Origin of the sequence: Methyloversatilis sp. (assembly GCF_965284615.1) — a bacterium.
Classification (GTDB): domain Bacteria; phylum Pseudomonadota; class Gammaproteobacteria; order Burkholderiales; family Rhodocyclaceae; genus Methyloversatilis.
In genome coordinates, this window is record NZ_OZ260098.1 from 1,132,886 (window position 1) to 1,156,801 (window position 23,916).

The 23,916-nt window shown below is 66.7% G+C and carries 23 protein-coding genes and 1 tRNA gene; 8 read left to right on the top strand and 16 right to left on the bottom strand.

Annotation, left to right across the window (positions count from 1 at the left end):
• The first annotated feature begins 6 nt into the window (after positions 1-6).
• From ispH to ACQ66H_RS05525, 3 genes are all read left to right on the top strand, one after another.
• Positions 7-933: a 4-hydroxy-3-methylbut-2-enyl diphosphate reductase gene (gene ispH / locus ACQ66H_RS05515; RefSeq protein WP_430435598.1), complete on the top strand. Its 927-nt coding sequence runs from the start codon at positions 7-9 to the stop codon at positions 931-933.
• Between the two features lie 43 nt (positions 934-976).
• Positions 977-1,393 (top strand): Fur family transcriptional regulator, encoded by a 417-nt coding sequence (locus tag ACQ66H_RS05520; RefSeq protein WP_304003760.1) that lies wholly within the window; start codon positions 977-979, stop codon positions 1,391-1,393.
• A gap of 78 nt (positions 1,394-1,471) precedes the next feature.
• Positions 1,472-1,547 (top strand) — tRNA-Thr (locus tag ACQ66H_RS05525).
• A 130-nt stretch (positions 1,548-1,677) separates the two neighbouring features.
• Here ACQ66H_RS05525 and ACQ66H_RS05530 read toward each other — a convergent pair.
• On the bottom strand, positions 1,678-2,265 hold the full coding sequence (locus ACQ66H_RS05530; protein ID WP_430433144.1) for a hypothetical protein: 588 nt from the start codon (positions 2,263-2,265) through the stop codon (positions 1,678-1,680).
• Between the two features lie 256 nt (positions 2,266-2,521).
• Between ACQ66H_RS05530 and pepN the strand changes: the two genes are divergently transcribed.
• Positions 2,522-5,170, top strand: coding sequence for an aminopeptidase N (gene pepN, locus ACQ66H_RS05535; protein ID WP_430433145.1), 2,649 nt, complete (start codon positions 2,522-2,524; stop codon positions 5,168-5,170).
• 39 nt (positions 5,171-5,209) lie between these two features.
• Here the strand turns inward: pepN and ACQ66H_RS05540 are convergent, their stop codons facing one another.
• The 11 genes from ACQ66H_RS05540 to pcnB form a co-directional block, all read right to left on the bottom strand.
• Positions 5,210-7,339, bottom strand: coding sequence for a TonB-dependent siderophore receptor (locus ACQ66H_RS05540; RefSeq protein ID WP_430433146.1), 2,130 nt, complete (start codon positions 7,337-7,339; stop codon positions 5,210-5,212).
• Between the two features lie 54 nt (positions 7,340-7,393).
• Positions 7,394-8,971 (bottom strand): PepSY-associated TM helix domain-containing protein, encoded by a 1,578-nt coding sequence (locus ACQ66H_RS05545; RefSeq protein WP_430433147.1) that lies wholly within the window; start codon positions 8,969-8,971, stop codon positions 7,394-7,396.
• Positions 8,968-9,228 (bottom strand): hypothetical protein, encoded by a 261-nt coding sequence (locus tag ACQ66H_RS05550; protein ID WP_020163811.1) that lies wholly within the window; start codon positions 9,226-9,228, stop codon positions 8,968-8,970. Before ACQ66H_RS05550 ends, ACQ66H_RS05545 begins: the two co-directional genes overlap by 4 nt.
• Positions 9,228-9,494, bottom strand: a complete 267-nt coding sequence (locus tag ACQ66H_RS05555; protein ID WP_430433148.1) for a hypothetical protein — start codon at positions 9,492-9,494, stop codon at positions 9,228-9,230. Before ACQ66H_RS05555 ends, ACQ66H_RS05550 begins: the two co-directional genes overlap by 1 nt.
• Before the next feature lie 140 nt (positions 9,495-9,634).
• Positions 9,635-10,513 (bottom strand): LysR family transcriptional regulator, encoded by an 879-nt coding sequence (locus tag ACQ66H_RS05560; RefSeq protein ID WP_430433149.1) that lies wholly within the window; start codon positions 10,511-10,513, stop codon positions 9,635-9,637.
• Between the two features lie 95 nt (positions 10,514-10,608).
• A complete protein-coding gene (gene panD / locus ACQ66H_RS05565; protein WP_019919247.1) occupies positions 10,609-10,992 on the bottom strand; it encodes an aspartate 1-decarboxylase in 384 nt (127 codons plus the stop codon).
• 106 nt (positions 10,993-11,098) lie between these two features.
• On the bottom strand, positions 11,099-11,938 hold the full coding sequence (panC, locus tag ACQ66H_RS05570; protein ID WP_430433150.1) for a pantoate--beta-alanine ligase: 840 nt from the start codon (positions 11,936-11,938) through the stop codon (positions 11,099-11,101).
• A 17-nt stretch (positions 11,939-11,955) separates the two neighbouring features.
• Complete coding sequence (panB, locus tag ACQ66H_RS05575; protein ID WP_430433151.1) at positions 11,956-12,792, bottom strand: 3-methyl-2-oxobutanoate hydroxymethyltransferase; 837 nt, start codon at positions 12,790-12,792, stop codon at positions 11,956-11,958.
• The gene (locus ACQ66H_RS05580) at positions 12,789-13,427 is read right to left on the bottom strand and encodes a deoxynucleoside kinase (protein ID WP_019919244.1); all 639 of its coding nucleotides are present in this window, start codon (positions 13,425-13,427) and stop codon (positions 12,789-12,791) included. The genes panB and ACQ66H_RS05580 overlap by 4 nt, the downstream gene beginning before the upstream one ends.
• A gap of 37 nt (positions 13,428-13,464) precedes the next feature.
• Positions 13,465-13,815, bottom strand: coding sequence for a DMT family protein (locus ACQ66H_RS05585; protein ID WP_304003753.1), 351 nt, complete (start codon positions 13,813-13,815; stop codon positions 13,465-13,467).
• Positions 13,815-15,152, bottom strand: coding sequence for a polynucleotide adenylyltransferase PcnB (pcnB, locus tag ACQ66H_RS05590; RefSeq protein WP_430433152.1), 1,338 nt, complete (start codon positions 15,150-15,152; stop codon positions 13,815-13,817). The genes ACQ66H_RS05585 and pcnB overlap by 1 nt, the downstream gene beginning before the upstream one ends.
• A gap of 130 nt (positions 15,153-15,282) precedes the next feature.
• Between pcnB and ACQ66H_RS05595 the strand changes: the two genes are divergently transcribed.
• From ACQ66H_RS05595 to ACQ66H_RS05605, 3 genes are all read left to right on the top strand, one after another.
• Positions 15,283-15,651, top strand: coding sequence for a DUF2946 family protein (locus tag ACQ66H_RS05595; protein ID WP_430433153.1), 369 nt, complete (start codon positions 15,283-15,285; stop codon positions 15,649-15,651).
• 104 nt (positions 15,652-15,755) lie between these two features.
• A complete protein-coding gene (locus ACQ66H_RS05600; RefSeq protein WP_430433154.1) occupies positions 15,756-17,870 on the top strand; it encodes a TonB-dependent receptor family protein in 2,115 nt (704 codons plus the stop codon).
• Positions 17,871-17,872: 2 nt separating this feature from the next.
• Positions 17,873-18,391 carry a YcnI family protein gene (locus ACQ66H_RS05605; RefSeq protein WP_430433155.1) on the top strand — a complete coding sequence of 173 codons (519 nt, stop codon included), beginning with the start codon at positions 17,873-17,875 and terminating at the stop codon, positions 18,389-18,391.
• Between the two features lie 25 nt (positions 18,392-18,416).
• Here ACQ66H_RS05605 and ACQ66H_RS05610 read toward each other — a convergent pair whose 3' ends face one another.
• A complete protein-coding gene (locus tag ACQ66H_RS05610; RefSeq protein ID WP_430433156.1) occupies positions 18,417-18,950 on the bottom strand; it encodes a response regulator transcription factor in 534 nt (177 codons plus the stop codon).
• Complete coding sequence (locus ACQ66H_RS05615; RefSeq protein ID WP_430433157.1) at positions 18,943-20,157, bottom strand: sensor histidine kinase; 1,215 nt, start codon at positions 20,155-20,157, stop codon at positions 18,943-18,945. The genes ACQ66H_RS05610 and ACQ66H_RS05615 overlap by 8 nt, the downstream gene beginning before the upstream one ends.
• Before the next feature lie 208 nt (positions 20,158-20,365).
• On the opposite strand from ACQ66H_RS05615, the gene ACQ66H_RS05620 reads away from it, so the two are divergent.
• Complete coding sequence (locus ACQ66H_RS05620) at positions 20,366-20,854, top strand: hypothetical protein (RefSeq protein ID WP_430433158.1); 489 nt, start codon at positions 20,366-20,368, stop codon at positions 20,852-20,854.
• Between the two features lie 12 nt (positions 20,855-20,866).
• On the opposite strand, the gene ACQ66H_RS05625 is transcribed toward ACQ66H_RS05620, so the two are convergent.
• Both ACQ66H_RS05625 and ACQ66H_RS05630 read right to left on the bottom strand, forming a co-directional pair.
• Positions 20,867-21,601, bottom strand: coding sequence for an FxDxF family PEP-CTERM protein (locus ACQ66H_RS05625; protein ID WP_430433159.1), 735 nt, complete (start codon positions 21,599-21,601; stop codon positions 20,867-20,869).
• A gap of 110 nt (positions 21,602-21,711) precedes the next feature.
• Positions 21,712-23,913, bottom strand: a complete 2,202-nt coding sequence (locus ACQ66H_RS05630) for a TonB-dependent receptor (protein ID WP_430433160.1) — start codon at positions 23,911-23,913, stop codon at positions 21,712-21,714.
• Positions 23,914-23,916 lie beyond the last annotated feature (3 nt).

The following is a 23,916-nucleotide window of genomic DNA, read 5'->3' on the forward strand; positions in this document are numbered from 1 at the left end:
GAGAACATGGACGTGCTGCTGGCCAATCCGCGTGGCTTCTGTGCCGGGGTGGAGCGCGCGATCGCCATCGTCGAGCGCGCGCTGGAGCAGTACGGGGCGCCGATCTACGTGCGCCACGAAGTGGTGCACAACAAGTTCGTCGTCGACAGCCTGCGCGCCAAGGGCGCCATCTTCATCGACGATCTGGCGCTGGTGCCGCAGGGCGCCACGCTCATCTTCAGCGCGCATGGTGTACCGCAGACCGTACGTCACGATGCGTCGTCGCGCGGCCTGCGCGTGTTCGACGCGACCTGCCCGCTGGTGACCAAGGTGCATGTCGAGGTCGCCAAGATGCGCGACGCCGGGCGCGAGATCATCATGATCGGCCACAAGGGGCATCCCGAGGTCGAGGGGACCATGGGGCAGGCGGAGGGCGGCATGTATCTGGTCGAAACCGTGGCCGACGTGCAGTCACTTCAGGTGGACGACCCGGACAAGCTGGCCTACGTGACGCAGACCACGCTGTCGGTCGATGACGCGCAGATCATCGTTGACGCGCTGCGAGCGCGCTTTCCGACCATCGTCGGTCCGAAGCGTGACGACATCTGCTACGCGACGCAGAACCGCCAGGATGCGGTCAAGTTCATGGCACCGCGCAGCGATCTGGTGCTGGTGGTGGGTTCGCCCAACAGTTCCAACTCCAACCGCCTGCGCGAAGTGGCAGAGCAGTTCGGCGTACCGGCGCACCTGATCGACAACGCCAGCCAGATTGATCCCGCATGGCTGGCAGGGCGCAAGCGTATCGGCGTCACCGCCGGGGCGTCGGCGCCCGAAGTGCTGGTGGATGCAGTGATCGCCCGGCTGCGCGAACTGGGTGCGGCATCGGTCAGGACGCTGGACGGCACACCCGAGAACGTGAATTTTCCGCTGCCGAAGGAACTGGCTCAGCCGTGACCGGACTTTGCGCGACGGCATTCCGTTTCATATACTCGAAACCATGAAATCTCCGCTCAACCGCGAACAGACCATCGATCTGCTGCGCGCACACGACATCAACCTGACGCAGCCGCGCATCGACATCGCCTGTGTGCTGTTCTCGCGCATGGAGCATCTGTCGGCCGACCAGATCCTGGCCATGGTCAACGAAACTTCGCCGTCCGCGTCGAAGGCGACCGTCTACAACACGCTCAAGGTGTTGCGTGAGGCCGGGCTGATCCGCGAGGTGATCGTCGATCCGACCAAGGTGTTCTTCGATCCGAACACCGAACCTCACCATCACCTGTACGACGTCGTGACCGGTTGCCTGACCGATATCCCCAACAACACGTTGCGTATAGAAGGCATGCCGCAACTGCCGCCGGGCATGGTGGCTGATGGCGTCGATATCGTCGTGCGCGTGCGTCCGGGCGCTTGAGTGCGGCGAAATTACCGCTTTCTGCCTTACCTGCATTGATTTTGCGGTGTTCAGCGGCTATCATGCGCGCTCTTTATTGCCGCTGTAGCTCAGTCGGTAGAGCAGCGCATTCGTAATGCGAAGGTCACCAGTTCGATTCCGGTCAGCGGCACCAGTGAAATGAAACAAAAAAGCCAGTTCTCGCGAACTGGCTTTTTTGTTTTGTGCGCCCGGGTTCAACTCAAAAACAAGGGGTTGCGGCCTTGCGGCGGCAACCCCTTTGATCTGATCAGCGCGATGCGCGCTCAGCCATTCACTTGCAGGCTGTCGCCAGCGACTTCTTCGCTCCGCGCCAGTGGGACACTGAGACTGCGCAGCGCGGCGGTGACGTGGTGCATCGGCGCGATTTCGTGACGGAACAGGTAGGCGAGGACCTTGCCGTTGCTCCAGGTGTCGGGCAGCGCGATGCGTACGGTGTGCGCTGCGCTGGCGTCCAGTGCCGTATGCACGAGCCAGGCACCAATCTGCTCACGCAGCAGGAATCGGGTCTTCAATGGGCTGGTGGCGAGCGACATGCCCGGTGCTTCGGACAGGCGGATGGCCAGGGCACGTGCCAGCGGGATCCAGTCGGATTCGACCTGCTGGCCGTGGCAGGCGGCGAGAGCGGCGTGTTCCCGCTTCAGGAACTCACACAGCAGCGCTGCCAGTTCGCCAGCCGTCCAGTTGCGCAGGCCCGGAGCAGCCGGGGCTGCATCGTGCGCGGACGTGCTGTCATGATGCGCGGCATTCGCCGAGAAGCGCGGCCAGCTCGCCCGCGTACGGGCCGGGGACAGTTCTTCGCCTGCGCCTGGTTGGCGCGCGACGACGGCCCCTTCGTTCAGACTTGCACCCATGGCATACCTTTTGAGTTGTTGATTCGATGGTAATGCTGCGATGTGTCATTCTTTGGAACTTAGGTCACCCGGACTAAGGGTTTACCCGGATACTGCTTTTCCCCTGATGACGGCTTCCTTGACCTCCGGTACACCACCCGCGCTCGGCACGATGAGCCGGAAACGGCCGTGTGGCTTGATGCTGACCCAAGGAATCCCGCATCCCGGAACTTGTCCGAACCTGCACCTCTGGTGTTATCGACACGGAAGTTAACAAATGAAGAACTCTTTTTCGCGCGCCATCCGCCTTCGTGATTACGTCGCCCCCGCTTGGTGGGTGGACGAGGTGGAACTCGACGTGACCCTGGTTGACGACGGTACGGCCCTGGTTGCAGCTGTCATGATGTTGCGCCGCAACGAATCGGTGCCGCGCGCACCGCTGCAGCTCGACGGGGAAGCCCTCGAGCTGCTGCAACTCAGCGTTGATGGACGCGCGCTGCCCGCGCCGGCCTCGTTCGTCCGCGACGGCAGACTCGAACTGGCCGATCTGCCCGACCGTTGCCGCGTCGCCACCCAGGTGCGCATCAAACCGGACGAGAACACCACGCTGTCCGGCTTCTACCGCTCGAAGGACGGCTACTTCACGCAGTGCGAGGCGGAAGGCTTCCGTCGCATCACCTGGTTCCCGGATCGTCCGGACGTCATGTCACGCTACACGGTGACGCTGCACGCCGACAGGACGCGCTTCCCGGATCTGCTGGCCAACGGCAACCTGGTCGCGAGCGGTGACGAGGAGGGTGGTCGCCACTGGGCGCGCTGGGTCAACCCCTTTCCCAAGCCCTGCTATCTGTTCGCCATGGTCGCGGCGAAGCTCGACCGCCTCGACGACAGCTATACGACGGCATCCGGACGCAAGGTCGATCTCGCGATCTATGTCGAGCCGGGCAAGCTCGACCAGTGCGATTTCGCGATGCACGCGCTGAAGAAGTCGATGCGCTGGGATGAGCAGCGTTTCGGCCTGGAGCTCGACCTTGACCGCTACATGATCGTCGCCGTCGGCGACTTCAACATGGGGGCGATGGAGAACAAGGGCCTCAACATCTTCAATACAAAGTACGTGCTCGCGCGGCCGGACATCGCCACCGACGTCGATTACATGAACATCGACCGCGTGGTCGCGCATGAGTACTTCCACAACTGGACCGGCAACCGCGTCACCTGCCGTGACTGGTTCCAGCTGTCATTGAAGGAAGGTCTGACCGTCTTCCGTGATCAGGAATACGGGTCGGATGAATATTCGCGCCCGGTACAGCGCATCCAGGAGGTACGCGGGCTGCGCGCGGCGCAGTTCCCGGAGGACGCCGGGCCGATGGCGCACCCGATACGGCCGGCCAGCTACGAGGAAATCAACAACTTCTACACCGCCACCGTCTACGAAAAGGGTGCCGAGGTGGTGCGCATGATCCACACGCTGCTCGGCGAGGACGGCTTCCGTCGCGGCATGGATCTTTACTTCGAGCGGCACGACGGACAGGCGGTGACCTGCGACGACTTCGTGTCGGCGATGCAGGACGCATCCGGCGTCGATCTGGCCCAGTTCCGTCGCTGGTACGAACAGGCCGGGACACCGCGGCTGAAGGCCGACGCCACCTTCGATGCCCCCAGCGGACGATGGACGCTGACGCTGACCCAGTCCAACCCGGAAACCGCCTACGAGAAACGTCTGACCGAGGAAGGGCTGAAGTTTGCCCGCGGTCCGCTGCACATTCCGGTGGCGTTGGGCCTGCTGAGCGCGGATGGCCGCGAAATCCTGCCAACCACGGTGCTGTCGCTGACCGAAGCGACGCAGACCTTCGAGTTCGATCTGTCGTCGCACGCGCTCGCGTCGGCACCGCTGCCTTCGCTGCTGCGCAATTTCTCGGCACCGGTGGCGCTCGATTTCGATTACGGAGATGCCGGGCTGGCGACGCTGATGGCGCACGACAGTGACGAATTCAACCGCTGGGAGGCCGGTCAGCGGCTTGCAACGCGATTGATGCTGGCCGGTGTGGCGCAGGTGCAGGCAGGCAATGAGGCGGTCGTGCCCGACCTGTTCGTCGATGCCTTTGCTGCGGTGCTGGCACAGGCGGACGCCGATCCCGCCTTCGCCGCCGAAGCGCTCACGCTGCCGTCCGAAGCCTGGCTGGGCGACCAGATGGCGGTGATCGACCCGGACGCCATCCACCGCGTGCGCACGCTGTTCCGGCGCACGCTGGCTGAGCGGCTGCGGCCGCAGTTCGACGCGTTGCTGGCGCGTCATGTCGTGACGGGCGCCTACGCACCGGAACCGGCGGCGATGGGCCGGCGCGCACTGCGCAACCTCGCGCTCGGCTATCTGATGACGCTGGACGACAGTGCGCTGCAGCTGAAAGCGCTTACCCAGTTCCGCGACGCCGACAACATGACCGACCAGTTCGCCGCGTTCTCACTGCTGGCGCACAGCGACACGCCGCTGCGCGAAGTGGCACTGAGCGAGTTCTACGCGCGCTGGAAGGACGAGGCGCTGGTGGTGGACAAGTGGCTGGCGGTGCAGGCCACCTCGCCGCTGCCGGATGCCCGCGCCCGCGTGCGCGAGCTGATGGCGCACGAGGCCTTCGACCTGAAGAATCCGAACAAGGTGTATGCGCTGGTGCGCACTTTCTGCGCCGCCAATCCGCTGCACTTCCACGCCGCCGACGGCTCCGGCTACGCCTACGCCGCCGGCGTCATTCGCGAGCTGGATCCGGTGAATCCGCAGGTCGCGTCGCGCGTGGCGCGTGCTTTCGATCGCTGGCGCCGCTTCGACGACGGTCGTCAGGCCCACGCCCGCAAGGCGCTGGAGAGCATCCGCGACCTGCCGGGACTGTCGGCCGACGTGGCCGAAGTGGTGAGCCGGGCGCTGGCCTGACGCCGTGCAGCGGCCCGGCCGGGCCGCTGCCGCGGCGGATCAGAAGCGGTAGGTGGCCGAAGCGCGCACCGTGCGCAGCGTGCCGAGGAAGCAGTCGCCGCGTGACAGGCAGGTGGTGTAGTACTCGCGGTCGGCGATGTTGTTGACGTTGAGCGCATAGCGCCACTGGCCGGTCCGGTACGCGAGCAGCGCGTCCATCAGCGTGATGGATGGCGTGCGCAGACTGTCGGTGCCGTCCCAGCTGGCGCCGATGTAGCGCACGCCGCCGCCCACCTCGAACTGACCCGGCAGGTCGAAGGCGGTGAAGCGCTTCACCGCCCAGGCGCTCGCCATGTGTTCCGGAATGCTGGCAAGGCGCTTGCCGAGATCCGCCGCGTTGCTCTGCGTGATCTCGCTGTCGGTGTAGGTGTAGGTCGCGATCAGATCAACGCCGCCCGCCAGGCTGGCCTGCGCTTCCGCCTCGACGCCGCGTATCGTCGCCTCGCCGACTTGGATGCGGTTCAGCGCGTTGTTCGGGTCGGCCGTCAGGCGGTTCTTCTCCTTCAGCTCGTAGGCGGCCAGCGTCAGGAACAGACGGCTGCCCGGCGGCTGGTACTTCACGCCGACTTCCCACTGTTCGCCTTCGAGCGGCTTGTAGGCCTCGTTGTAGAAGTTGAGACCGGCGCTCGGGTTGAACGACTCCGAATAGCTCACATAGGGCGCCCAGCCATTGTCGAACAGATGCAGCAGGCCGGCGCGCCAGGTGGTCGCGTGCGCGTCAATGCGGGCCGACGTGGCGTCGAGATCGTTGTTCTGACGCGCCCAGTCGCGGCGTGCGCCGATGGTGGCGATCCAGCGGCGGTCTATCTTCAGCTGCTCCTGCAGGTAGAAACCGCTCTGATAGAGCTGGGTGTCTGGCTGCCGCGCCAGCGCGGGCACTGTGTAGTTGCCGTAGACCGGCGCGTAGACGTCGATCGCAGGCGCGTTGCCGCGACCCATCACCGAGCTGGTGAGCACGCGCTGGAAGTCGAAGCCGAACAGCACCGTATGCTCGAACGGTCCGTGCGTGAAGTTCGCCTGCAGCTGCGTGTCGGCGGTGAGCGCCTCGACCTCAGGCTTGGACACGTAGATCGTGCGGTTCAGCGTCCGGCCGTCCGGATTCAGCACAGGGGCCGGGCCGAAGCGGCTGTAGATCGACTGATAGGTGACTTGGCTGTCGGAATGGCGCACGTTCTGACGCAGCGTCAGCGCCTCGTTGAAGCGGTGCTCGAAGCGGTAGCCGAAGGCCTGCTGCTCGCCGACGTAGCGGTCGAAGCCCGGTTCGCTGATATTGGTGCGGAACGGAATGCGGCCGTTCGGCGCCGGCAGCACGGTGCCCTGGTGCGGGAAGAAGAACTGCGTCGTGTTCGTGTGGTCGCGCTGCAGATTGGCCCACACCGTCAGTTCGGTATCGGTGCTCGGGCGCCAGGTCAGCGAGGGCATGAACACCATGCGGTCGTCCTGGGTGTGGTCCACCTGGGTTTCGGCGTCCTGGCCGACCGCCACCAGCCGGTAAAGCCACTTGCCTTCGCTGTCCAGCGGGCCCGTTGAATCGACGGCCAGGCGCTTCAGGCCGTTGTTGCCGACGACCGCCTGCACCTCGTGCTGGGCCTCCGCCAGCGGGCGCTTCGACACCAGGTTCACGGTGCCGCCGAAACTGCCCTGACCGTACATGATGGACGAGGGGCCGCGCAGCACCTCGACCCGCTCCAGCGTGTAGACGTCGGGGCGGATGTTGTTGTAGCTGCCGAACAGCATGCGCAGGCCGTCCTGGTACTGGGTGAAGCTGGCGCCGCGCAGTTGCGCCCAGTCGCCGCGGTTGTCCAGTCCGTAGGGCTCGGCGCGGGCGCCGGCGGTGTAGCGCAGCGCGTCCTGCACCGATACCACCGACTGCGCTTCCAGTCGGTCGCGCGTGATGACCGAGATCGATTGTGCGGTTTCGACCAGCGGCGTGTCGGTCTTGGTGGCCGAGGCACTGCGCTTGGCAACGTAGCCGCGGACCGGGCCGTCGGCCTTTTCGGTGGCGCGTTCGTCCTCGACCTTGACGGCCGGCAGGGTGGGTACGTCGGCGGCGTAGGCGCCGTGCGTCCAGACCAGCAGCGCGAGACTGACCGGCCCCAGGCGCATCGTTGCGCGGGGAACTCGTTTCATGGCTTCTCCGGAATCTTGAATCGAATGGCCGGCGACAGCGCGCCGGCGGGGTTTTCAAATGGCCTGGCGCATCGGCTGGGTTCCATCGGTGGGGGCGGCCCAGACGCTGTTCGGATCACCGTCCAGGGCACGTTTTCGTGTCAGCGCGGCGAGCCAGACATAGCCGGCGGCCATCAGCAGCGCACACAGGTCGATGCCGAGCAGCACCCAGTCGCCAACCAGCGCGCTGCGCAGCAGGTGATCGCCGGTCAGCGCGCCGTGACTGAGCGGAATGGCGGCCGTGAGCAGCGCGGTCAGCCACAGCAACTCGACGGCGGCACGCGACGGCGGGCGCGCGAAGGACCACGCCAGCGCGGCGAAGAACACGCCGAAGCAGGCGCTCTTCTCGATCAGTTCGCGGTCGGCGCCCGGCATCGCGGCGGCGATCTGGGTGGCGACGAAAGCGGCGGACACCGCGGCGCAGCAGCCTACGCAGACACCGATGGTCGCCTGCGCCATGCGCACCAGATGCGTCGGTTGCGCCACCTGCTGGCGCTTGCGCCGTGCCTCTATCCACAGCAGATTGCCGCTGAAGAACAGGAAAGCGCCGGCCAGACCGAGCAGGCCGTACAGACCCTGCACGATGGCGCCGCCATAGCTGCCGAAGTGCAGCGCGTAGAGGCCGGCGTAGGCGGCATGATTGGCATCGTTGCGGCCGCCGGTCTGAACGTTCAGCACGCGGGCGGTGGCGGCCTCGAGCGCAACGCCACCGGACACCGCGAGCACGCGCGGGCTCGTGCCACGCACCTCGACCTGCGCCGCGCGGTCGCCGTACTGGTAATAGCGCAGCCATTTCGGCTCGAACTCAGGGGCGGCTGCGCGCGCGGCCGTGACCAGCGCAGCAGGCGACTGCATCGGCGACGCCTCGCCCGCGGCATCGGCACCGGTGGACACCCGCGTCGCACGCCGGATCTCGAGCGGCAGTTCGCCGCCGAACACCGGCACGTTCATCAGCGCGATCAGCACCGCCGACAGGCACAGCAGCGCACCGCTGATCGCGAACACGATATGGAACGGCAGGCTGCAGACGCCGATCGCGTTGTGCGCGTCCTGCCAGAAGCGCTTCAGGTTGCGGCCCGGACGCAGTGCGAACAGGTCGCGCAGCAGCAGCGGTAGATGGATCAGCACGCCCGACACCAGCGCCACGCCGTACATCATCGACACGATGCCCATCACATAGATGCCAGCGACCGGCAGCCCGAGCGAGAAATGCAGGCTGTTGATCAGGTCGGCCAGGCCGGAATGCGGCGCTTCGTCATCCAGTCCGGCGGCGACGCGCAGCGGTGCATGCGTCCATTCGCCGTCCTCCTTCCAGTAGGCGACCGGCGACGGCGCACTGGCGGAGGGCAGTTGCACGAAGAAGTCGGCGGCCGCCTGCGGATGCTTGCGCACCATGCCGTCGATCAGTTCCGGCAGTTCTTCCGTCGTCACCGCCTGTGCGGTGTGGCGGTGCTCGGGGCTCTGCCAATGGTGCAGGTCCTCGTGGAACACCGTGATGGCGCCGCAGTAGAAGGCGACGAACAGCGCGAAGCCGGCGATCAGGCCGGTCCACGTGTGCAGGGCCGAGAAATGTCGAAGGGTGGATGACTTCACAGCGCGCCTCCGAGTCGTACGATGGTCAGCAGACCTGCGGCCGCGATGTTCAGGGACAGCATGCGCAGCCAGGCACTGCGGGTGTCGGCGAACAGCACGGCGGCGCAGGCGATGGCGGTCCACAGCGGGAAGAACAGTTGCAGGGACGGTACCAGTACGTCCTGCCAACGCCCGGGCCAACCCCAGGCGATCAGCCCCGTCAGTGCGGCGGCGAGCGGAATGCCGAGCAGCGCGCCGGCAGCAAAACGCCCCCACATCACGAGAGCTCCCGTGCGGACTGTCCGGGCAGCAGCGCCCAGGGCAGGGTGGCGAGCATGAGCATCCAGGCGACCAGCCCGGCACAGGGGCCGGCGACCGGGCCGAGCGCCTCCGCCCATGTCCACAACGACAGTGCGCCGGGCACGATGCAGGCGGCAAGTCGCCAGGACAGAGGAGGGCGGCGGTGCAGCAGCACCTGCCGCGGGCTGCAGATGTAACAGGCGACGGCACACAGCGCGCACGTCAACATGGCGAGAAGAATCATGATTGCGGACCAGCCACTCGATTGCTTGGCCCGGAATTAGACACTATGTAACTGCGTATGTGAACAGGAATGATTCGTATTAATAACCATGGCCGAAAAAGGGTGTTCGGCGCGGCGACGTTCTCCGCGCGCTTCTTCAGTCAGTCGGTCGCGATCATCGCTTCGAACGCCAGCGCGGCCGGGCTGAGCGGGCGGCGCGGCAGGCGCAGGCGGTAGAGCTGGCGGGTCAGCTGTACGCCGGGCAGCGTCAGTGTGGCGACCTTGCCGAGCGCGATCTGATCGGCCGAGCTGACGCGCGGCACCATCGATACGCCACCGCCGGCAGCGACGGTCTGGATGACCGCCTCGGTACTGCCGGCTTCTATCGTACGTGCCGGCACGATGCCCAGCTTATCCAGCCAGCGGTTCATCACTTCGCGGGTGCCGGAGCCATGCTCGCGCACCACCCAGGTGAGCGCGCTCAGGTCGGCGGCGCTGACCGTGCCGGCCTTGGCCAGCGCGCTGTCGGGCGGGGCGACGATGAGCAGGGTTTCGTCGCGCCAGGGGCGGGATTCGATCCGCTCGTCCTCGACCGGGCCTTCGACCAGTGCGATGTTGACTTCGCAGGCGAGCAGTCGGTCAGCCACCGTCTGCGTATTGGCGCTGGTCAGGCTCAGCGTGATGCCCGGATGCGCCTGGGCGAAATCGGCGACGTAGCCGGGCAGCCAGTAACCGGCCACCGTCATGCTGGCACCGATGCGCAGACGACCGCGCTCGAGGTTGGAATAGGCCTGCAGCGCTTCGAGCGCGGCGCGCTCCATCGCGAAGATGCCGCCCGCGTACTCGAACAGCACCTGACCGGCTTCGGTCAGCGACACGATGCGCGCGCCGCGCTCGATCAGCACCACGTCGAGCTGGTCTTCCAGTTCGCGCAGCGCCTTCGATACGGCGGGCTGACTGATGCCGAGGTGCTCGGCGGCGCGCGAGAAACTCGCGTGTTCGCCGACGGTGTGGAAGATGCGGAGCAGGTGCAGGTTCATCGCGGTGTTCTGGGGCGGAGAGGCCGCATTGTTTCACATCGGGCCAAATGAAAAGGCCCGCACGGGGCGGGCCTTGACGACGGGCAGCGCGGGGATCAGCCGGCCATCTGCACCGGAATGTGACCACGCTGGTTCACGATGTTGTTCTTGCCATCGACGTATACGAGCTTAGGCTCGTAGCGGGCCAGTTCCAGCTCGGTGTACTGGGCGTAGCAGGCGATGATGAGCAGGTCGCCGGCGGCGGCCTTGCGCGCTGCCGCGCCATTGACCGAAATGATGCCGGATCCGCGCTCGGCGCTGATCGCGTAGGTCGAGAAACGCTCGCCGTTGGTCACGTTGTAGATGTCGATCGCCTGATACTCGCGGATGTCCGCGGCGTCGAGCAGATTCTGGTCGATCGCACAGGAGCCCTCGTAGTGCAGCTCGGAATGCGTCGTCGTGACCCGGTGAAGCTTGGACTGAAGCATGGTGCGTTGCATATGGGCGCTCCTTCGATATCGCGCTGTTCAGACAACACGCGCACGCAAGGGCGTGCGCGACAGTGCGCTACTGGAACGCCACCGGCCTTGAGCGCATCGTGGCGACCTACACTTCCAGATTGTCGATCAGGCGCGTCGTCCCAAGCAGGGCGGCGGCCACGATCACCAGACTGGATTCGTGAGCGGCCGGCGATTGTAAGTCGGCTTGTCGTCGCACCGCAATATATTGTGGAGACCAGCCACGGGCCTGGAGAAACGCCATGGTGTCGGCCTCGATCCGCGCGTATTCACGGTTTCCGGCGCGCAATGCTTCGCGGGCGGCTACCAGGGCCTGATACAGCTGCACCGCCTGCGCCCGTTCGCCCTCCGACAGGTAGCCGTTGCGCGAAGACAGCGCCAGACCGTCGTCGGCGCGCAGTGTTTCACCACCGACAATGGCGATCGGCAGCGCCATCTGCTGCACCAACTGGCGGATCACCATTAGTTGCTGGTAGTCCTTCTTGCCGAAAAGGGCCACCTGCGGCTGCACGATGTTGAACAGCTTGGCCACCACGGTCGCCACGCCGGTGAAGAAACCGGGCCGGAAGGCGCCTTCGAGGATGTCGGCCAGTACCGGGTCCGGCACCACGCGCATCGTCTGCGGCTGCGGGTAGAGCTCGCTCTCCGACGGTGCGAACACGTGCGCCACCCCCGCCGCCTGCATGCGCGCGCAGTCGGCGTCCATCGTGCGGGGGTAGCGGTCGAAGTCCTCGTTCGGTCCGAACTGAAGCCGGTTTACGAACACGCTGGCCACCACCACGTCGGCGTGGTCGCGGCCCTGGCGCATCAGCGAGGCGTGGCCCTCGTGCAGATTGCCCATGGTGGGCACGAAGGCGATGCGCGCGCCGCGTGCGCGCTCGGCATCGAGCGCGGCGCGCAGGCCGGCGATGGTCGGGTGGATCTGCATCGGGGAGACTCGCTGGATCAGTAGCAGTGTTCGGGACCGGGGAAGCTGCGGTCCTTGACCGCGGCGACGTAACGGCTCAACGCGTCATGCACGTCGTCGGCACCCGGCATGAAATTGCGCACGAAGCGCGGGCGGCGGCCCGGGAACAGGCCGAGCACATCGTGCAGCACCAGCACCTGACCGCTGCAGTTGACGCCGGCACCGATCCCTATCGTGATCAGCTGCGTGCTCGCGGTCACGTCGGCGGCAAGGCGGGCCGGCACCATTTCGAGCACCATCATCGTCGCCCCCGCCTGTTCCAGTTCCTTGGCGTCCTGCAGCAGCCGGGCGGCGGCAGCGTCGGTCACACCCTGGGCGCGGTAGCCGCCGAGTTGATGCACCGACTGCGGCGTCAGGCCGAGATGGGCGCACACCGGCACGCCGCGCTCGACCAGGAAGCGCACGGTGTCGGCCATGTGGGCGCCGCCTTCGAGCTTCACCATCTGTGCACCGGCGGTCATCAGCTGCACCGACGAGCGCATCGCCTGTTCGCGCGTCTCCTGATAGCTGCCGAAGGGCAGGTCAGTGATCAGGAAGGCACGGCCACCGACGTTGGCCAGACCGCGGGCGACGCAGCCGGTGTGATAGGCCATGTCGTTCAGCGTGACCGGCAGCGTCGTGTCGTGGCCCTGTAGCACGTTGCCGAGCGAGTCGCCGACCAGCAGCACTTCGGCGCCGGCGGCATCGCACACGGCGGCGAAGGTCGAGTCGTAACAGGTGAGCATGGCGATCGGCTCGGCGTTCGCGCGCATGCGCAGCAGGGTGTTCAGCGTGACCGGGCGGCGCGCCGGGTCGGTGTCGCGCATATAGGTCATGAGGCGTATCCGAAAAATTCGCGGAAGGAGCGCATCTGGCCGAGCCGCTCGACCAGCAGCGCGAAGTCGTCGTCGCTGTCGACCGGGTTCAGTTCCTCAGCGTTGACGATGAACAGCGGGCTGGCGTCATACTGGTAGAAGAAACGCGCATAGCGCTCGACCACGCGGGCCAGATAGCTCTCGCTGATGCGCCGTTCGGCGTCGAGGCCACGCCGGCGCACGCGCTCGGCCAGCGTGTCGGCGTCGGCCTGCAGGTAGATCACGAGGTCCGGTGCCGGCGCCTGCAGCTTCAGCGAGGCGTATATCTGGCGATACAGCGCGTATTCGTCGTCGGTCAGGTTCATCGACGCGAACAGCGGGTCCTTGTCGATCAGGAAGTCGGCCACCAGACGGCCGGAGAACAGGTCGTCCTGCATCACCTCGCGCAGCTGTTCCATGCGCTGGAACAGGAAGAAAAGCTGGGTCTGCAGCGCGTAGCGCTCCATGTTCTGGTAGAAGCGGCCGAGGAAGGGATTCTCTTCCGGCTTCTCGAACAGCGTCGGCGCCTGCAGGTGGTCGGCCAGCCGCCGGGCCAGCGAGGTCTTGCCCACACCTATGGGTCCTTCGACGACGATGTAGCGTGCCTTGTCCAGCATCGATGGGGAATTCCGGTCGGGGAAGCGGATCGGTAGATCAGCGGAAGATGAAATACACCGCGCCCAGCATACACAGCGCGGCCCACAGATAGTCAAGCTTGAGCGGTTCGTTCATGTAGAACACGGCGAAGGGCACGAACACGCTCAGCGTGATCACCTCCTGCATGATCTTGAGCTGGCCGAGTGACAGCTGCGTGTGGCCGATGCGGTTCGCCGGCACCTGCAGGAGGTACTCGAACAGCGCAATGCCCCAGGAAAACAGGGCGGCGTACCACCACGGCCGGTGGTTCAGGTCGCGCAGGTGGGCGTACCAGGCGAAAGTCATGAACACGTTCGACGCGATCAACAGACCGGCGGCCTGTGTCCATGCAGGCAGCTGCGGCAGCATCACTCGGCCGCGGCCTCGCCGGCCGTCGGTTTGCGCCGCGGGCGGCGGCGCTTCTTCGGCGCTTCTTCCGGGCGCAGCATGGATTCGCGCGTCGGGCCGTCGGCGGCGGCGAAGTCGGTCCACCAGTCGGCCAGTTCCTGTTCAACCTCTCCGCTTCCCGCCCGCAGCAGCAGGAAGTCGTAGGCGGCGCGGAAGCGTGGCAGTTCGAGCAGGCGGTAGGGGCGCTTGCCGGCGCGTTGTTCGAAGCGCGGCTGCAGCAGCCAGATGTCCTTGATGTCGGTGGCGATGCGCCGAGTGATGGCGAGCTTCTCCGCCTGCTGGTCGAGCACTGCGCTCATCGCCTCGAACATCGCCGGGATCGACGGTTCGCCCGCCTGCTTGCGCTTCTCCCAGTCGGCCAGCACTTCGTGCCACAGCAGCGTGGCGAACAGGAAGCCCGGCGAGATCGATTTGCCCTCGCGCACGCGCTCGTCGGTGCGCTCCAGCGACAGCATGACGAAGCGCTCGCCCATCGGCTGTTCGAGGATGACGTCGAGCAGGGGCAGCAGGCCGTGATGCAGGCCGTCCTCGCGCAGCTGGCGCACGCAGCGCACCGCGTGACCGCTGGTCAGCAGCTTCAGCATTTCGTCGAACAGGCGGGCCGGCGGCACGTTCTCCAGCAGGCTGGCCATCGACCGTATCGGCTCGCGCGCGTCGGGGTCGATCACCAGACCGAGCTTGGCCGCCAGACGCACCGCGCGCAGCATGCGCACCGGGTCTTCGCGGTAGCGGCGCGGCGCGTCGCCGATCATGCGCAAGGTCTTCTGCTTCAGATCGGCCACGCCGTGGTGGAAGTTGACGACGGTTTCGGTCGCCGGGTCGTAGTACAGCGCATTGACCGTGAAATCGCGGCGCGCGGCGTCCTCTTCCATCGTGCCGAACACATTGTCGTGCAGGATGCGGCCGTGCTCGTCGGTCACCGCTTCGGAGTCGCCGCGGAAGGTGGTGACCTCGATCACGTCGCGGCCGAACATGACATGCACGATCTTGAAGCGGCGGCCGATCATGCGTGCGCGGCGGAACACCGCGGTCACCTGTTCCGGCGTGGCGCTTGTGGCGACGTCGAAGTCCTTCGGCTCGATGCCGGCGATGAGATCGCGCACCGCGCCGCCGACCACATAGGCCTGGTAACCCTCGGCCTGCAGCGAATCGCACACCTTGCGCGCCGCCGGCAGCAGCTGTTCGCGTGCGATGCCGTGCTGTGCGCGCGGAATATGGACAGGGCCGCTGCTCGCGGCCTGCGTACGGGCGTTGTCTTCGGGGCGACGGAATATCCGGCGCAGCAACTTTCGGATCATCAGTAAGGGGACTTTCTGGCGTGACTCGGACCAGGGCGCGGCAGCGCCGGACGCGACATGTTAACGCATGCAGCGTGCGCCGGCCGCCTGTGTTGCGCGGCGGGCCGCTGGCGGGCTACCATCCGCGCCCATGTCGCCCGCCCGCCCCCGTTTCCGCCTCGCCCTGATGCTCGCGCTGTTCGCAGTGTGCGCGCAGGCGCTGCTGCCCACGCTGATGCGCTGGCAGCAGTCGGCCGATCCGACCGGCATGGCGCAGATCTGTACCGCTTTCGGCATCGGATCGGCATCGGCCGCGGAACAGGGTGACGACGAAGGCGGCAACGCCGGTCATTGCCCCTGGTGCGTTGCGCAGTCCTTGCCGGTGCTGCCGACGCAAGCGGCGCATGCCGTGTTCGCGCTGCATGCCGAGAGGCAGGCGCCGCCGCCGACGCTCTCTGCCGCCGTCACCGCCGCCGCGCTGCTGGCGCCTTCCCCACGCGCGCCGCCAGCGCTCGCCTGATTCCCTCGCCTTCGTCCGCGTGACGGCCTGATCGCCGTCGCGCGTTCCGTGTCGCCGTCCTGCGCCTGCGCGCGGCGCGACGCACTCCATTCGAAAGTACCGTCATGTTCCCGTCGTTCCACGCGACCGCGCCTGCGCGCGCGCGTCTCAAACGCATTCCCTTCGCCCTTGCGACACTGGTGGCCGCACCGGCTGTTTTCGCCGACGGCACGTTGCAGTTGCCCGCCGTGCGCGTCGAGGCGCGGCGCATCGACGCCGCCACGCTGCCCGACATCGACGAAGCGCGCGCCGCGCTCGCGCTGACGCCAGGCGGCGCCGCGGTGATCGACGCTGCCAGCTTCCGCGACGCCCGCGTATCCACATTGCAGGACGCGCTGGGCTACAGCGCCGGCGTGTTCGTGCAGCCGCGCTTCGGTTCCGAGGAATCACGGCTGTCGATCCGCGGTTCCGGACTGCAGCGCACCTTCCACCTGCGCGGCATCAAGCTGATGCAGGACGGCGTGCCGATCAATCTGGCCGACGGTGGCGGCGATTTCCAGGTGCTGGAGCCGCTGGCCACCCGCTACATTGAAGTGTGGCGCGGCGCCAATGCGCTGCAGTACGGATCGAGCACGCTGGGCGGCGCGATCAACTACGTATCGCCGACCGGCCACGACGCGCCGCCGCTGACGGTGCGTGCCGAGACCGGCGCCTTCGGCTACCTGCGCAGCCAGCTGGCCGGCGGGTTCGCGGCAGGGCGCGTCAACGGCTATTTCAGCGCGACCAGCTTCGCCCAGGACGGCTTCCGCGATCACGCGCGGCAGGACACGCAGCGCGTGGTCGGCAATCTCGGCGTGCTGCTCGCACCTTCGCTGGAAACGCGCTTCTTCGTGCAGGCCGCGCAGAGCGACTCCGAACTGCCGGGCAACCTGACGCGCCAACAACTGCGCGACAATCCGCGCCAGGCGGCCGCCGCCAACATCACCGGCAACCAGAAGCGCGACATCGATCTGTGGCGCGTGTCCAACCGCACCGTCTGGCAGGCGGCCGACGGTCTGCGCTTCGAGCTGTCGGCCTACTACGCCGACAAGGACCTGTTCCACCCGATCTTCCAGGTGCTCGACCAGCGCAGCAAGGACTTCGGCGCAGAACTGCGCATGGTGTCGGACGGCACGCTGGCCGGCCGGCCGAACCGGCTGGTGGCCGGTCTGGCGAGTTCGCGCGGCGACACCGACGACGACCGCTGGGTGAACATCGGCGGCGCGCGCGGTGCGCGCACCAACAAGCTCGACACCTCGGCACGCAATGTCGAAGCCTATGTCGAGGATCAGTTCACCTTCGTTCCGGGCTGGACCGCGGTGGTCGGTACGCAGTACACGAATGCACGCCGGCGCAGCCGCGACCTGTGCTTCACCGGCGGTCCGCTCGTGTGTGGCGGTGCTGACGAGAGCTTCAGCCGTTCCTATGAAGGCTGGAGCCCGAAGTTCGGCATCCGTCACGATCTGTCGCCGGCGGTGCAGCTGTTCGGCAATGTGTCGCGCAGTTTCGAACCGCCGTCCTTCGGCGAACTGACCGGCGGCGCCGCGGTGATCGATTCGCTGCGCGCGCAGCGTGCGACCACCTGGGAAGTGGGTGGCCGCGGTAGCTTCGGCTGGGGTGCGGTCGATCTGGCGCTCTACCGCGCCAAGGTGACCGACGAACTGCTGGCCTATTCGCTGAACCTGGGGGGCACACCGGTCAACACCACGCTGAATGTGCCGCGCACGCTGCACCGTGGTATCGAGTTCGCCGCCAACGGCCAGTTCGGCGGCGGCTTCGAGTGGCGGCAGGCATTGCTCTACAACGACTTCCGCTTCGACAGCGATGCGTTGTTCGGCGACAACCGCCTGCCCGGCGTGCCGCGCACGCTGTTCCGCGGCGAACTGGGCTACCGCTTTGCCGGTGCGCCGGGCGGCCCGCTGAAGATTGCTGCAAGCGCGGAATGGTCGCCGCAGCGCTATGCGGTCAACATGGCGAATACCGAGTTCGCCGACGACTACGCCATCTTCGGCCTACGCATGCAGCAGCAGCTCGGCCGCCAGCTGTCCTGGTTCATCGAGGGACGCAACCTCGGAGACCGTCGCTACGCTGCCACCACGAATGTGGTGCGCGATTTCAGCGCGCTGGCGGCTGCTGCGCGCAACGTGTACCTGCCGGGGGATGGCCGCGCCGTCTATGCCGGCATCGAATGGAGGATGTAAGCATGAAGATCAGGATCTGCGCACTGGTGCTGCTGGTGGCGCCCCTCGTCGCCAGCGCGCACGTCGTGCTCGAACAGCAGGTTGCGACCGCCGGCAGCTACTACAAGGGCGTGTTTCGCGTCGGCCACGGCTGCGATGGTTCGGCCACCGTCGCGCTGACGGTGACGCTGCCCGAGCCGATGGCCAGCGTGAAACCGATGGTGAAGCCGGGCTGGACGGTCAGTACGCGCAGCGAGAAGCTGGCGCAGCCGCTGATGAATCACGGCAAGCCGGTCACCGATGCTGTGGTCGAGGTGAGCTGGCGCGGTGGCCCGCTGGCCGATGCCCACTACGACGAATTCGCGCTGATGATGAAGCTGCCCGACGCGGCGGGACGGCGCTGGTTCAAGGTGACGCAGGTGTGTGAACAGGGCGCGAACGACTGGTCGCAGATTCCCGCCGAGGGGCAGACCACGCGTGACCTGAAGATGCCGGCCGCGGTGCTCGACATCCAGCCTGCAGCGGGTCACGCACACCACTGAGGCAGCGCGACCGCCGAGCCCCCGGTCAGGCCTTGACCGGGCGCTTCATCAGCTTGCGCTGCAGCGTCCGGCGATGCATTTTCAGTGCGCGTGCGGTGGCGGAAATGTTGCCGTCGTGTTCCTTCAACACGCGCTGGATGTGCTCCCACTCCAGGCGCCCGACCGACAGCGGCTCGGCATCGAGCATGTCTTCGGCAGGTGGGCTCACCACGCAATCGAAGGCCGACAGGATGGCGTTGACCTCGACCGGCTTGGCCAGATACTGGAAGGCGCCCAGCTTGATCGCATCGACCGCGGTGGCGATGCTCGCATAGCCGGTCAGCACGACGATGCGCAGATCGGGCAGCGCGTCGATCAGCGGCCTGACCAGGGACAGGCCGGACGTGCCATTCAGGTTCAGGTCGAGCACGACGCGGGCGGGTTTCTGCCGTGCGGCCACGGCAAGCGCAGTGGCGGGGTCGGTGCACCCATGGGCGTCCAGCCCGCGCCGGCGCAGTGCATTTACCAGCACCGCGTTGAAGGTTTCGTCATCGTCGATGACCAGTATCGATTCAGACATGAAGTCCTATCCGTGCGAGAGGCAGCCGGATCGTCGCGCGTGCGCCGCCGGTCCAGGGGTTGTCCAGTTCGAGCTTGCCGCCCATCCGCTCCAGGCTGGCAGTGGTGAACAGCAAGCCGATGCCGCTGCCCTGGGCAGCGTCGCCGAAGGCCTGGCGTCCGGCCTTGTGCAGCACGCCCTCGGAAAAGCCTGGTCCGCTGTCGCGCACCTCGATGCGCACTTCCTCGGCATTCCAGTCGAGTGCCAGGTTGACCGGCGCACCGGCACGCAACGCGTTGTCGAGCAGGCTGACCACAGCCTGGCCCAGCGTGGGCTCGATCACGATGACCGGCGGTTCGCCGCTACCGAGCAGCGTGAAGGTGGAGTCGCAGTCACCGCGCAGGCTGCGCCATGCGGCGTGCAGACCTTCCAGCCAGGCGTCGCAGCGCATCGACTCTGCGCCTTCGCTGCGCTGGTCGCCGGCCTGCTCGGTCAGGCGCGTGATGATGCGCTTGCAGTAGGCGATCTGTTCGCGCATCAGCTTCAGGTCGGCCGCCGCGGTCGTGTCCGTCGGCGCCTCGCGCTCCATCTCGCCGACCAGTACGGCCAGCGTGGCCAGCGGTGAACCGAGCTCGTGTGCAGCCCCCGCCGCCAGCGCGCCGAGTGCCAGCACGCGTTCGTCGCGATAGGTCTGTTCGCGAGCGCGCGCCAGTTCGGCGTCGCGCCGGCGCAGTGCGTCGGTCGTGCGCATGACGAACCAGGCCAGCATGGCGGCCGACACGACGAAGGTGAGCCACATGCCGGACAGGTGCAGCGCGGTCGCGCGCCGGGCGTCGCCCAGTTCGAGCGGAATGAACCGCACCATCAGTACCGAATAGAGCAGGATGGCCAGTGCGGCGATCGCCAGCACCGCGCCGCGCGATAGCAGCAGCGCCGACAGCACGACCGGAAGCAGCAGCATGAACACCAGCGGATTGGTCGCGCCGCCGCTGAAATAGAGCAGCGCGGCGAAGGCGAGCAGGTCGATGCACAGCTGAAGCAGACAGCCGGTGGCGTCCGGCGCACCGGCGCTGCGGTGCAACTGCCAATGCATGAGACCGTTCCACAGGCCCACCGCGGCGAGAATGGCCAGCATCGGCTGTTGCGGCAGCGGCAGGTCGAGCAGTCCGGGGGCAATGGTCAGCAGCAACAGCAGCGCGCCCAGTGCCCACCAGCGCGCCCTGATCAAGCCCGGAAGCAGCCGGTCGTGCGGCCGCGCCGGCGTTTGCGCGGGCCGCGGTGCGGATGGCAAGGCAGTGCTGTGCGGGGGCATGCGTTCAGTCTATGGATTCGCTGCGGGTGCTTCAATCGATCTGCGTGCGCGTGCCGCCCGCGCTGACAGCGCCTGGTGCACACTCACCGCTTTCGACACGCCACGCTCCTGGACCGCACACAGCATGAAGCCCGCCCTGATTCGACAGTCGTTGCCGCATGTGCTGATCGTGGCGCTGCTGATCGGCATCGTGATCGTCGGCAGCCGGCGCGACTTCGTGGACGACGCCGTGCCGCGCGTGCTCGCGTCGCCGCCCTGCCGGCTGGACCACGGCCCCTGTCGCGTGGCGCTCGACCGCGGAGGCTGGCTGGAGCTGACGGTGATGCCGCGTCCGGTCCCGGCGGGTACGCCCTTCGTCGCGTCGCTGGCGCTGAACAATGTGGATGTCCGCCAGGTCGAGCTCGAGTTCGAGGGCACGGACATGAACATGGGACTGTTCAGGCAGGTGCTGGCGCCACGGCCGACCGGCGGCTTCGAGGCGAGCGTCACCCTGCCCATCTGTGCCACCGGCGCGATGCGCTGGCGCACCCGCCTGGTGGTGCATACAGCGGGCGAGACGCTGATCGCGCCCTTCGACCTCACCACCGGCGAGCCGTCGCGCGCCGGTGGTTGACGGGGCGTCTGGTCAGCATCCGCTGCGACGGCGGACGGCGAGGCCGAGCAGCCCGAGACCGGACAGCAGCAGCGCATAGGTTTCGGGTTCGGGTACGGCGGCGACCGCCAGCGTGGCCGTCATGCCGTAGGTCGGGCGCATCGCATCCAGCTGCGACACGTAGTTCACGCCACCCACGAAGATGCTGTAGTCGCCTGCGGCCAGTTCGAAGCTGCCAGTCACGAAGCCGTCGAGATCGCTGTCGGCTGCATGGCCGCGGAAGGTGAACAGCGACAGCGGGTCGCCGGCGTCATTGCCGATCTTCCAGTCGTTCAGTGCGCGGAATGCGCCTTCCTTCGGGGCGCCATCGAGCGACGACAGGTAGGCCACGGTGGCCGCCGCACCGTCGTGGTCCGCGCCGAACGGCGCCATGTGGGCCAGTCCCTGGTAGATCGAGAAGCCGGGCAGCAGTCCGCCGACGGAGGTGGCGGTCGCGCCCGCGTTCGCGGCGACGCTGAAGGTGACGGTAGTGGTCGTGCTTAGCGAGAAGCGGAAGGCGCGCAGCCGGTGCGAGTCGCCGAAGTCGGCGTCGAGGCCGTCGGCCCAGCCGTAATTGCCGGACACGGTCTGATTGGCAATGGTGACGCTGCCTCCGGCGGCATCGAAGCTGCCGAAATCACGACCTCCGTAGCCGACATGCGCCTGGGCGGTGAGCGGCTGTGCAAAGGTGAGCGCGAGGGAGAGCGTCAGGGATTGCGGGCGGACCATGTCATGTCTCCTTTTTTTCATGAGCGCGGATGCGACTCGGTGGCGCGCATTAGAGCGAACTCGACACGCCGGCGGAATGCGGCAAATCGTCGCGCCGGCGTCCGCTGCGACTAGAAACTCAGGTTGAGCGCGACATTCAGCGATCGCGCCCGGCCGGGAACCGACATGCCCCAGGGGATCCCACCGGTGGTCATCGAATTGCCCTGGCCGAGATAGGCACCGCCGAGCGGCAGCAGGTAGAACTTGTTCAGCGCGTTCTCCAGCGCGAGGTCGAGGCGGCCGTTCTTCCATGCGAAGCTGCTGCGCAGATTGAGCAGCGTATAGCCCGGGGTCTGCACCTCGTTTCTGACACGCGACACCTCATCCTTGGCTGAAACCGAGTGCACTTCGAGGGTGTTCGTCCACCGCTGCGAGCGGTGCTCCAGCGCGATCTTCGCGTTCAGCGGCATGATGTGATAGAGCTTGTCGCCGGTGCTCAGGTTACGGCCGTTGACGTAGCTCGCCATGCCGTTCAGGTAGAGCTTGCCGATGTCTGCATGCTGTGCGATCAGTGTCGAACCGGACAGGTTGACGCCCTGCAGCATCGCCCGCTGATTCACGTACTGCAGGATGACGTAGCGATCATCAGCGTTGCTGTTCAGCGCGTTGCACTGGGCGCTGAGCGCGCGCGGACAGCGCTGCGCGTCGATGTAGTCGTCAACATAGGTGGCGTGGCCAGACAGTTTGAAGTCCCAACGCTCCTTGCCTTCGTCGTGCCAGTGCGCGCTCGTACTCGCGGTGTAGGCCACCTCGGGCTTCAGGTCGGGGTTGCCGAGGTAGGCGTTGCCGTCGCCGACGAAGTTGTTCATCAGGGCGGCCATCGGAAAGCTGGACCACGGGTAAAGCTCATACACACTGGGCGAGCGCGTCTTGCGCGCGATGCCGGCCTCGTAGTTCTGCCGCGCATCGGGCGTGTAACGCACAAGCGCTGTCAGGTCGAGGTGGGTGTCGTTCGTGCTGCGGTTGCGCCGGTTGAAGCGGGCAGCGTCGGCCGCGTAGAAATTGCTGTAGCCCTGCACGCTGTCGGCGTCCGCATGCACCAGACCGCCGCGGATGCCCAGCAGACTGAGCCAGGCCGCGTTCCAGCTGGTCTCCAGTTCGGAGAACAGACCGATGCGGTCGCGCTTGCCGTTGCGGATGTTCTTGAAATCGTCGCAGCACATCGCGCCCGGTGCGGTGCCGATGGGCGGCCACCAGTCGTCAAGCCGATACTGCTGGAAGTCGGTACCGACGCGCAGCAGATGTTCCGGGCTCACCGGAATGCTCGCCTTCAACAGCCCGCCCAGCGTGCTCGCGTCCGACTTCATCGGCATGAACATGCCGAAGAAGCGGTCCTGGTTCAGATCCATGTGGTGCGCCACGGTCTGCCGGAACAGGCGTGCTTCGAGTTCGCCCCAGGCGTGCTGTCCGAGGTAGCGCAGGTTGATGGTCCGGTTCACGTTCGACGGTGTGTTCTCCGCAATGACGTAGTTGCCCGGATTGGCTGGATCCGGCCGGCTGAAGATCATGTCCATGCGCTGATTCGGAAAGCCCTGGTAGTCGAGCTTCTGTTCGCTGTAGGTCAGGTGAAGGACGCTGGTCAACGACCACGCGAGGCCCAGGCCGACCTCCCTGTTCTTCGATCCGGCATAGCCGCTCGATGCGACCTCGCGCTCCGCGACCGGGCGCTGACCGAGCTGCTTCCAGAAGCCGTCCCGCTTGAAATCTCCCGCCGTCCGGTAGTTGTCGGATTCGCTGGCGGATTCGCTGTAGCGCACGCTCAGCTGGGTGCTCGCAATCGACAGGTCCACGCTGTGGCCGCGGGCGTTGCCATTGCTGCGGAAGAAGGTGCCGACCTTCGCTTCGGTCAGCGTTTCGTTGTCGGACGCGGCGAACTTCGGGCGCGCGGATCTGATCTGTATCGCGCCGCCGATGCTGTCGCCTCCTTCGCTGACCGGCGTGATGCCGGCGTAGACAGCGACCGTCTCGACCTTGCTCGGGTCGATCAGCGACAGCGCCGGATTCATGTGGTTGGGGCAGGCGGACATCAGGTCCATGCCATCGACGGTGATCTTCAGACGCTCGTCGGCCAGCCCGCGGATCGATGGCAGACTGGAAATGCCGCCTGCGCCGTAGGTTGACACGCCTGGAATGCCCTCCAGCAGCCGCGCCGTGTCGCTGCTGGTCGCGCGCAGCGCATCCAGTGTGGAGGACGGCAGCGTCGTCACGCCAACCGGACTTTCGTCGCGCGCGCCTTCGACCCGGATGGGGGCAAGCGGGGTCGGCGCCGACACGGT

What these genes read in the sequence shown, in the direction of transcription:
- panD (WP_019919247.1), bottom strand. Translation starts at nt 10,992, where the DNA reads ATGCAACGCACCATGCTTCAGTCCAAGCTTCACCGGGTCACGACGACG.
- ACQ66H_RS05610 (WP_430433156.1), bottom strand. Translation starts at nt 18,950, where the DNA reads ATGTCTGAATCGATACTGGTCATCGACGATGACGAAACCTTCAACGCG.
- ACQ66H_RS05580 (WP_019919244.1), bottom strand. Translation starts at nt 13,427, where the DNA reads ATGCTGGACAAGGCACGCTACATCGTCGTCGAAGGACCCATAGGTGTG.
- ACQ66H_RS05550 (WP_020163811.1), bottom strand. Translation starts at nt 9,228, where the DNA reads ATGTGGGGGCGTTTTGCTGCCGGCGCGCTGCTCGGCATTCCGCTCGCC.
- pcnB (WP_430433152.1), bottom strand. Translation starts at nt 15,152, where the DNA reads ATGATCCGAAAGTTGCTGCGCCGGATATTCCGTCGCCCCGAAGACAAC.
- ACQ66H_RS05595 (WP_430433153.1), top strand. Translation starts at nt 15,283, where the DNA reads ATGTCGCCCGCCCGCCCCCGTTTCCGCCTCGCCCTGATGCTCGCGCTG.
- ispH (WP_430435598.1), top strand. Translation starts at nt 7, where the DNA reads ATGGACGTGCTGCTGGCCAATCCGCGTGGCTTCTGTGCCGGGGTGGAG.
- ACQ66H_RS05560 (WP_430433149.1), bottom strand. Translation starts at nt 10,513, where the DNA reads ATGAACCTGCACCTGCTCCGCATCTTCCACACCGTCGGCGAACACGCG.
- pepN (WP_430433145.1), top strand. Translation starts at nt 2,522, where the DNA reads ATGAAGAACTCTTTTTCGCGCGCCATCCGCCTTCGTGATTACGTCGCC.
- ACQ66H_RS05540 (WP_430433146.1), bottom strand. Translation starts at nt 7,339, where the DNA reads ATGAAACGAGTTCCCCGCGCAACGATGCGCCTGGGGCCGGTCAGTCTC.
- ACQ66H_RS05555 (WP_430433148.1), bottom strand. Translation starts at nt 9,494, where the DNA reads ATGATTCTTCTCGCCATGTTGACGTGCGCGCTGTGTGCCGTCGCCTGT.
- ACQ66H_RS05625 (WP_430433159.1), bottom strand. Translation starts at nt 21,601, where the DNA reads ATGGTCCGCCCGCAATCCCTGACGCTCTCCCTCGCGCTCACCTTTGCA.
- ACQ66H_RS05585 (WP_304003753.1), bottom strand. Translation starts at nt 13,815, where the DNA reads ATGCTGCCGCAGCTGCCTGCATGGACACAGGCCGCCGGTCTGTTGATC.
- ACQ66H_RS05530 (WP_430433144.1), bottom strand. Translation starts at nt 2,265, where the DNA reads ATGGGTGCAAGTCTGAACGAAGGGGCCGTCGTCGCGCGCCAACCAGGC.
- panB (WP_430433151.1), bottom strand. Translation starts at nt 12,792, where the DNA reads ATGACCTATATGCGCGACACCGACCCGGCGCGCCGCCCGGTCACGCTG.
- ACQ66H_RS05620 (WP_430433158.1), top strand. Translation starts at nt 20,366, where the DNA reads ATGAAGCCCGCCCTGATTCGACAGTCGTTGCCGCATGTGCTGATCGTG.
- ACQ66H_RS05605 (WP_430433155.1), top strand. Translation starts at nt 17,873, where the DNA reads ATGAAGATCAGGATCTGCGCACTGGTGCTGCTGGTGGCGCCCCTCGTC.
- ACQ66H_RS05600 (WP_430433154.1), top strand. Translation starts at nt 15,756, where the DNA reads ATGTTCCCGTCGTTCCACGCGACCGCGCCTGCGCGCGCGCGTCTCAAA.
- ACQ66H_RS05520 (WP_304003760.1), top strand. Translation starts at nt 977, where the DNA reads ATGAAATCTCCGCTCAACCGCGAACAGACCATCGATCTGCTGCGCGCA.
- panC (WP_430433150.1), bottom strand. Translation starts at nt 11,938, where the DNA reads ATGCAGATCCACCCGACCATCGCCGGCCTGCGCGCCGCGCTCGATGCC.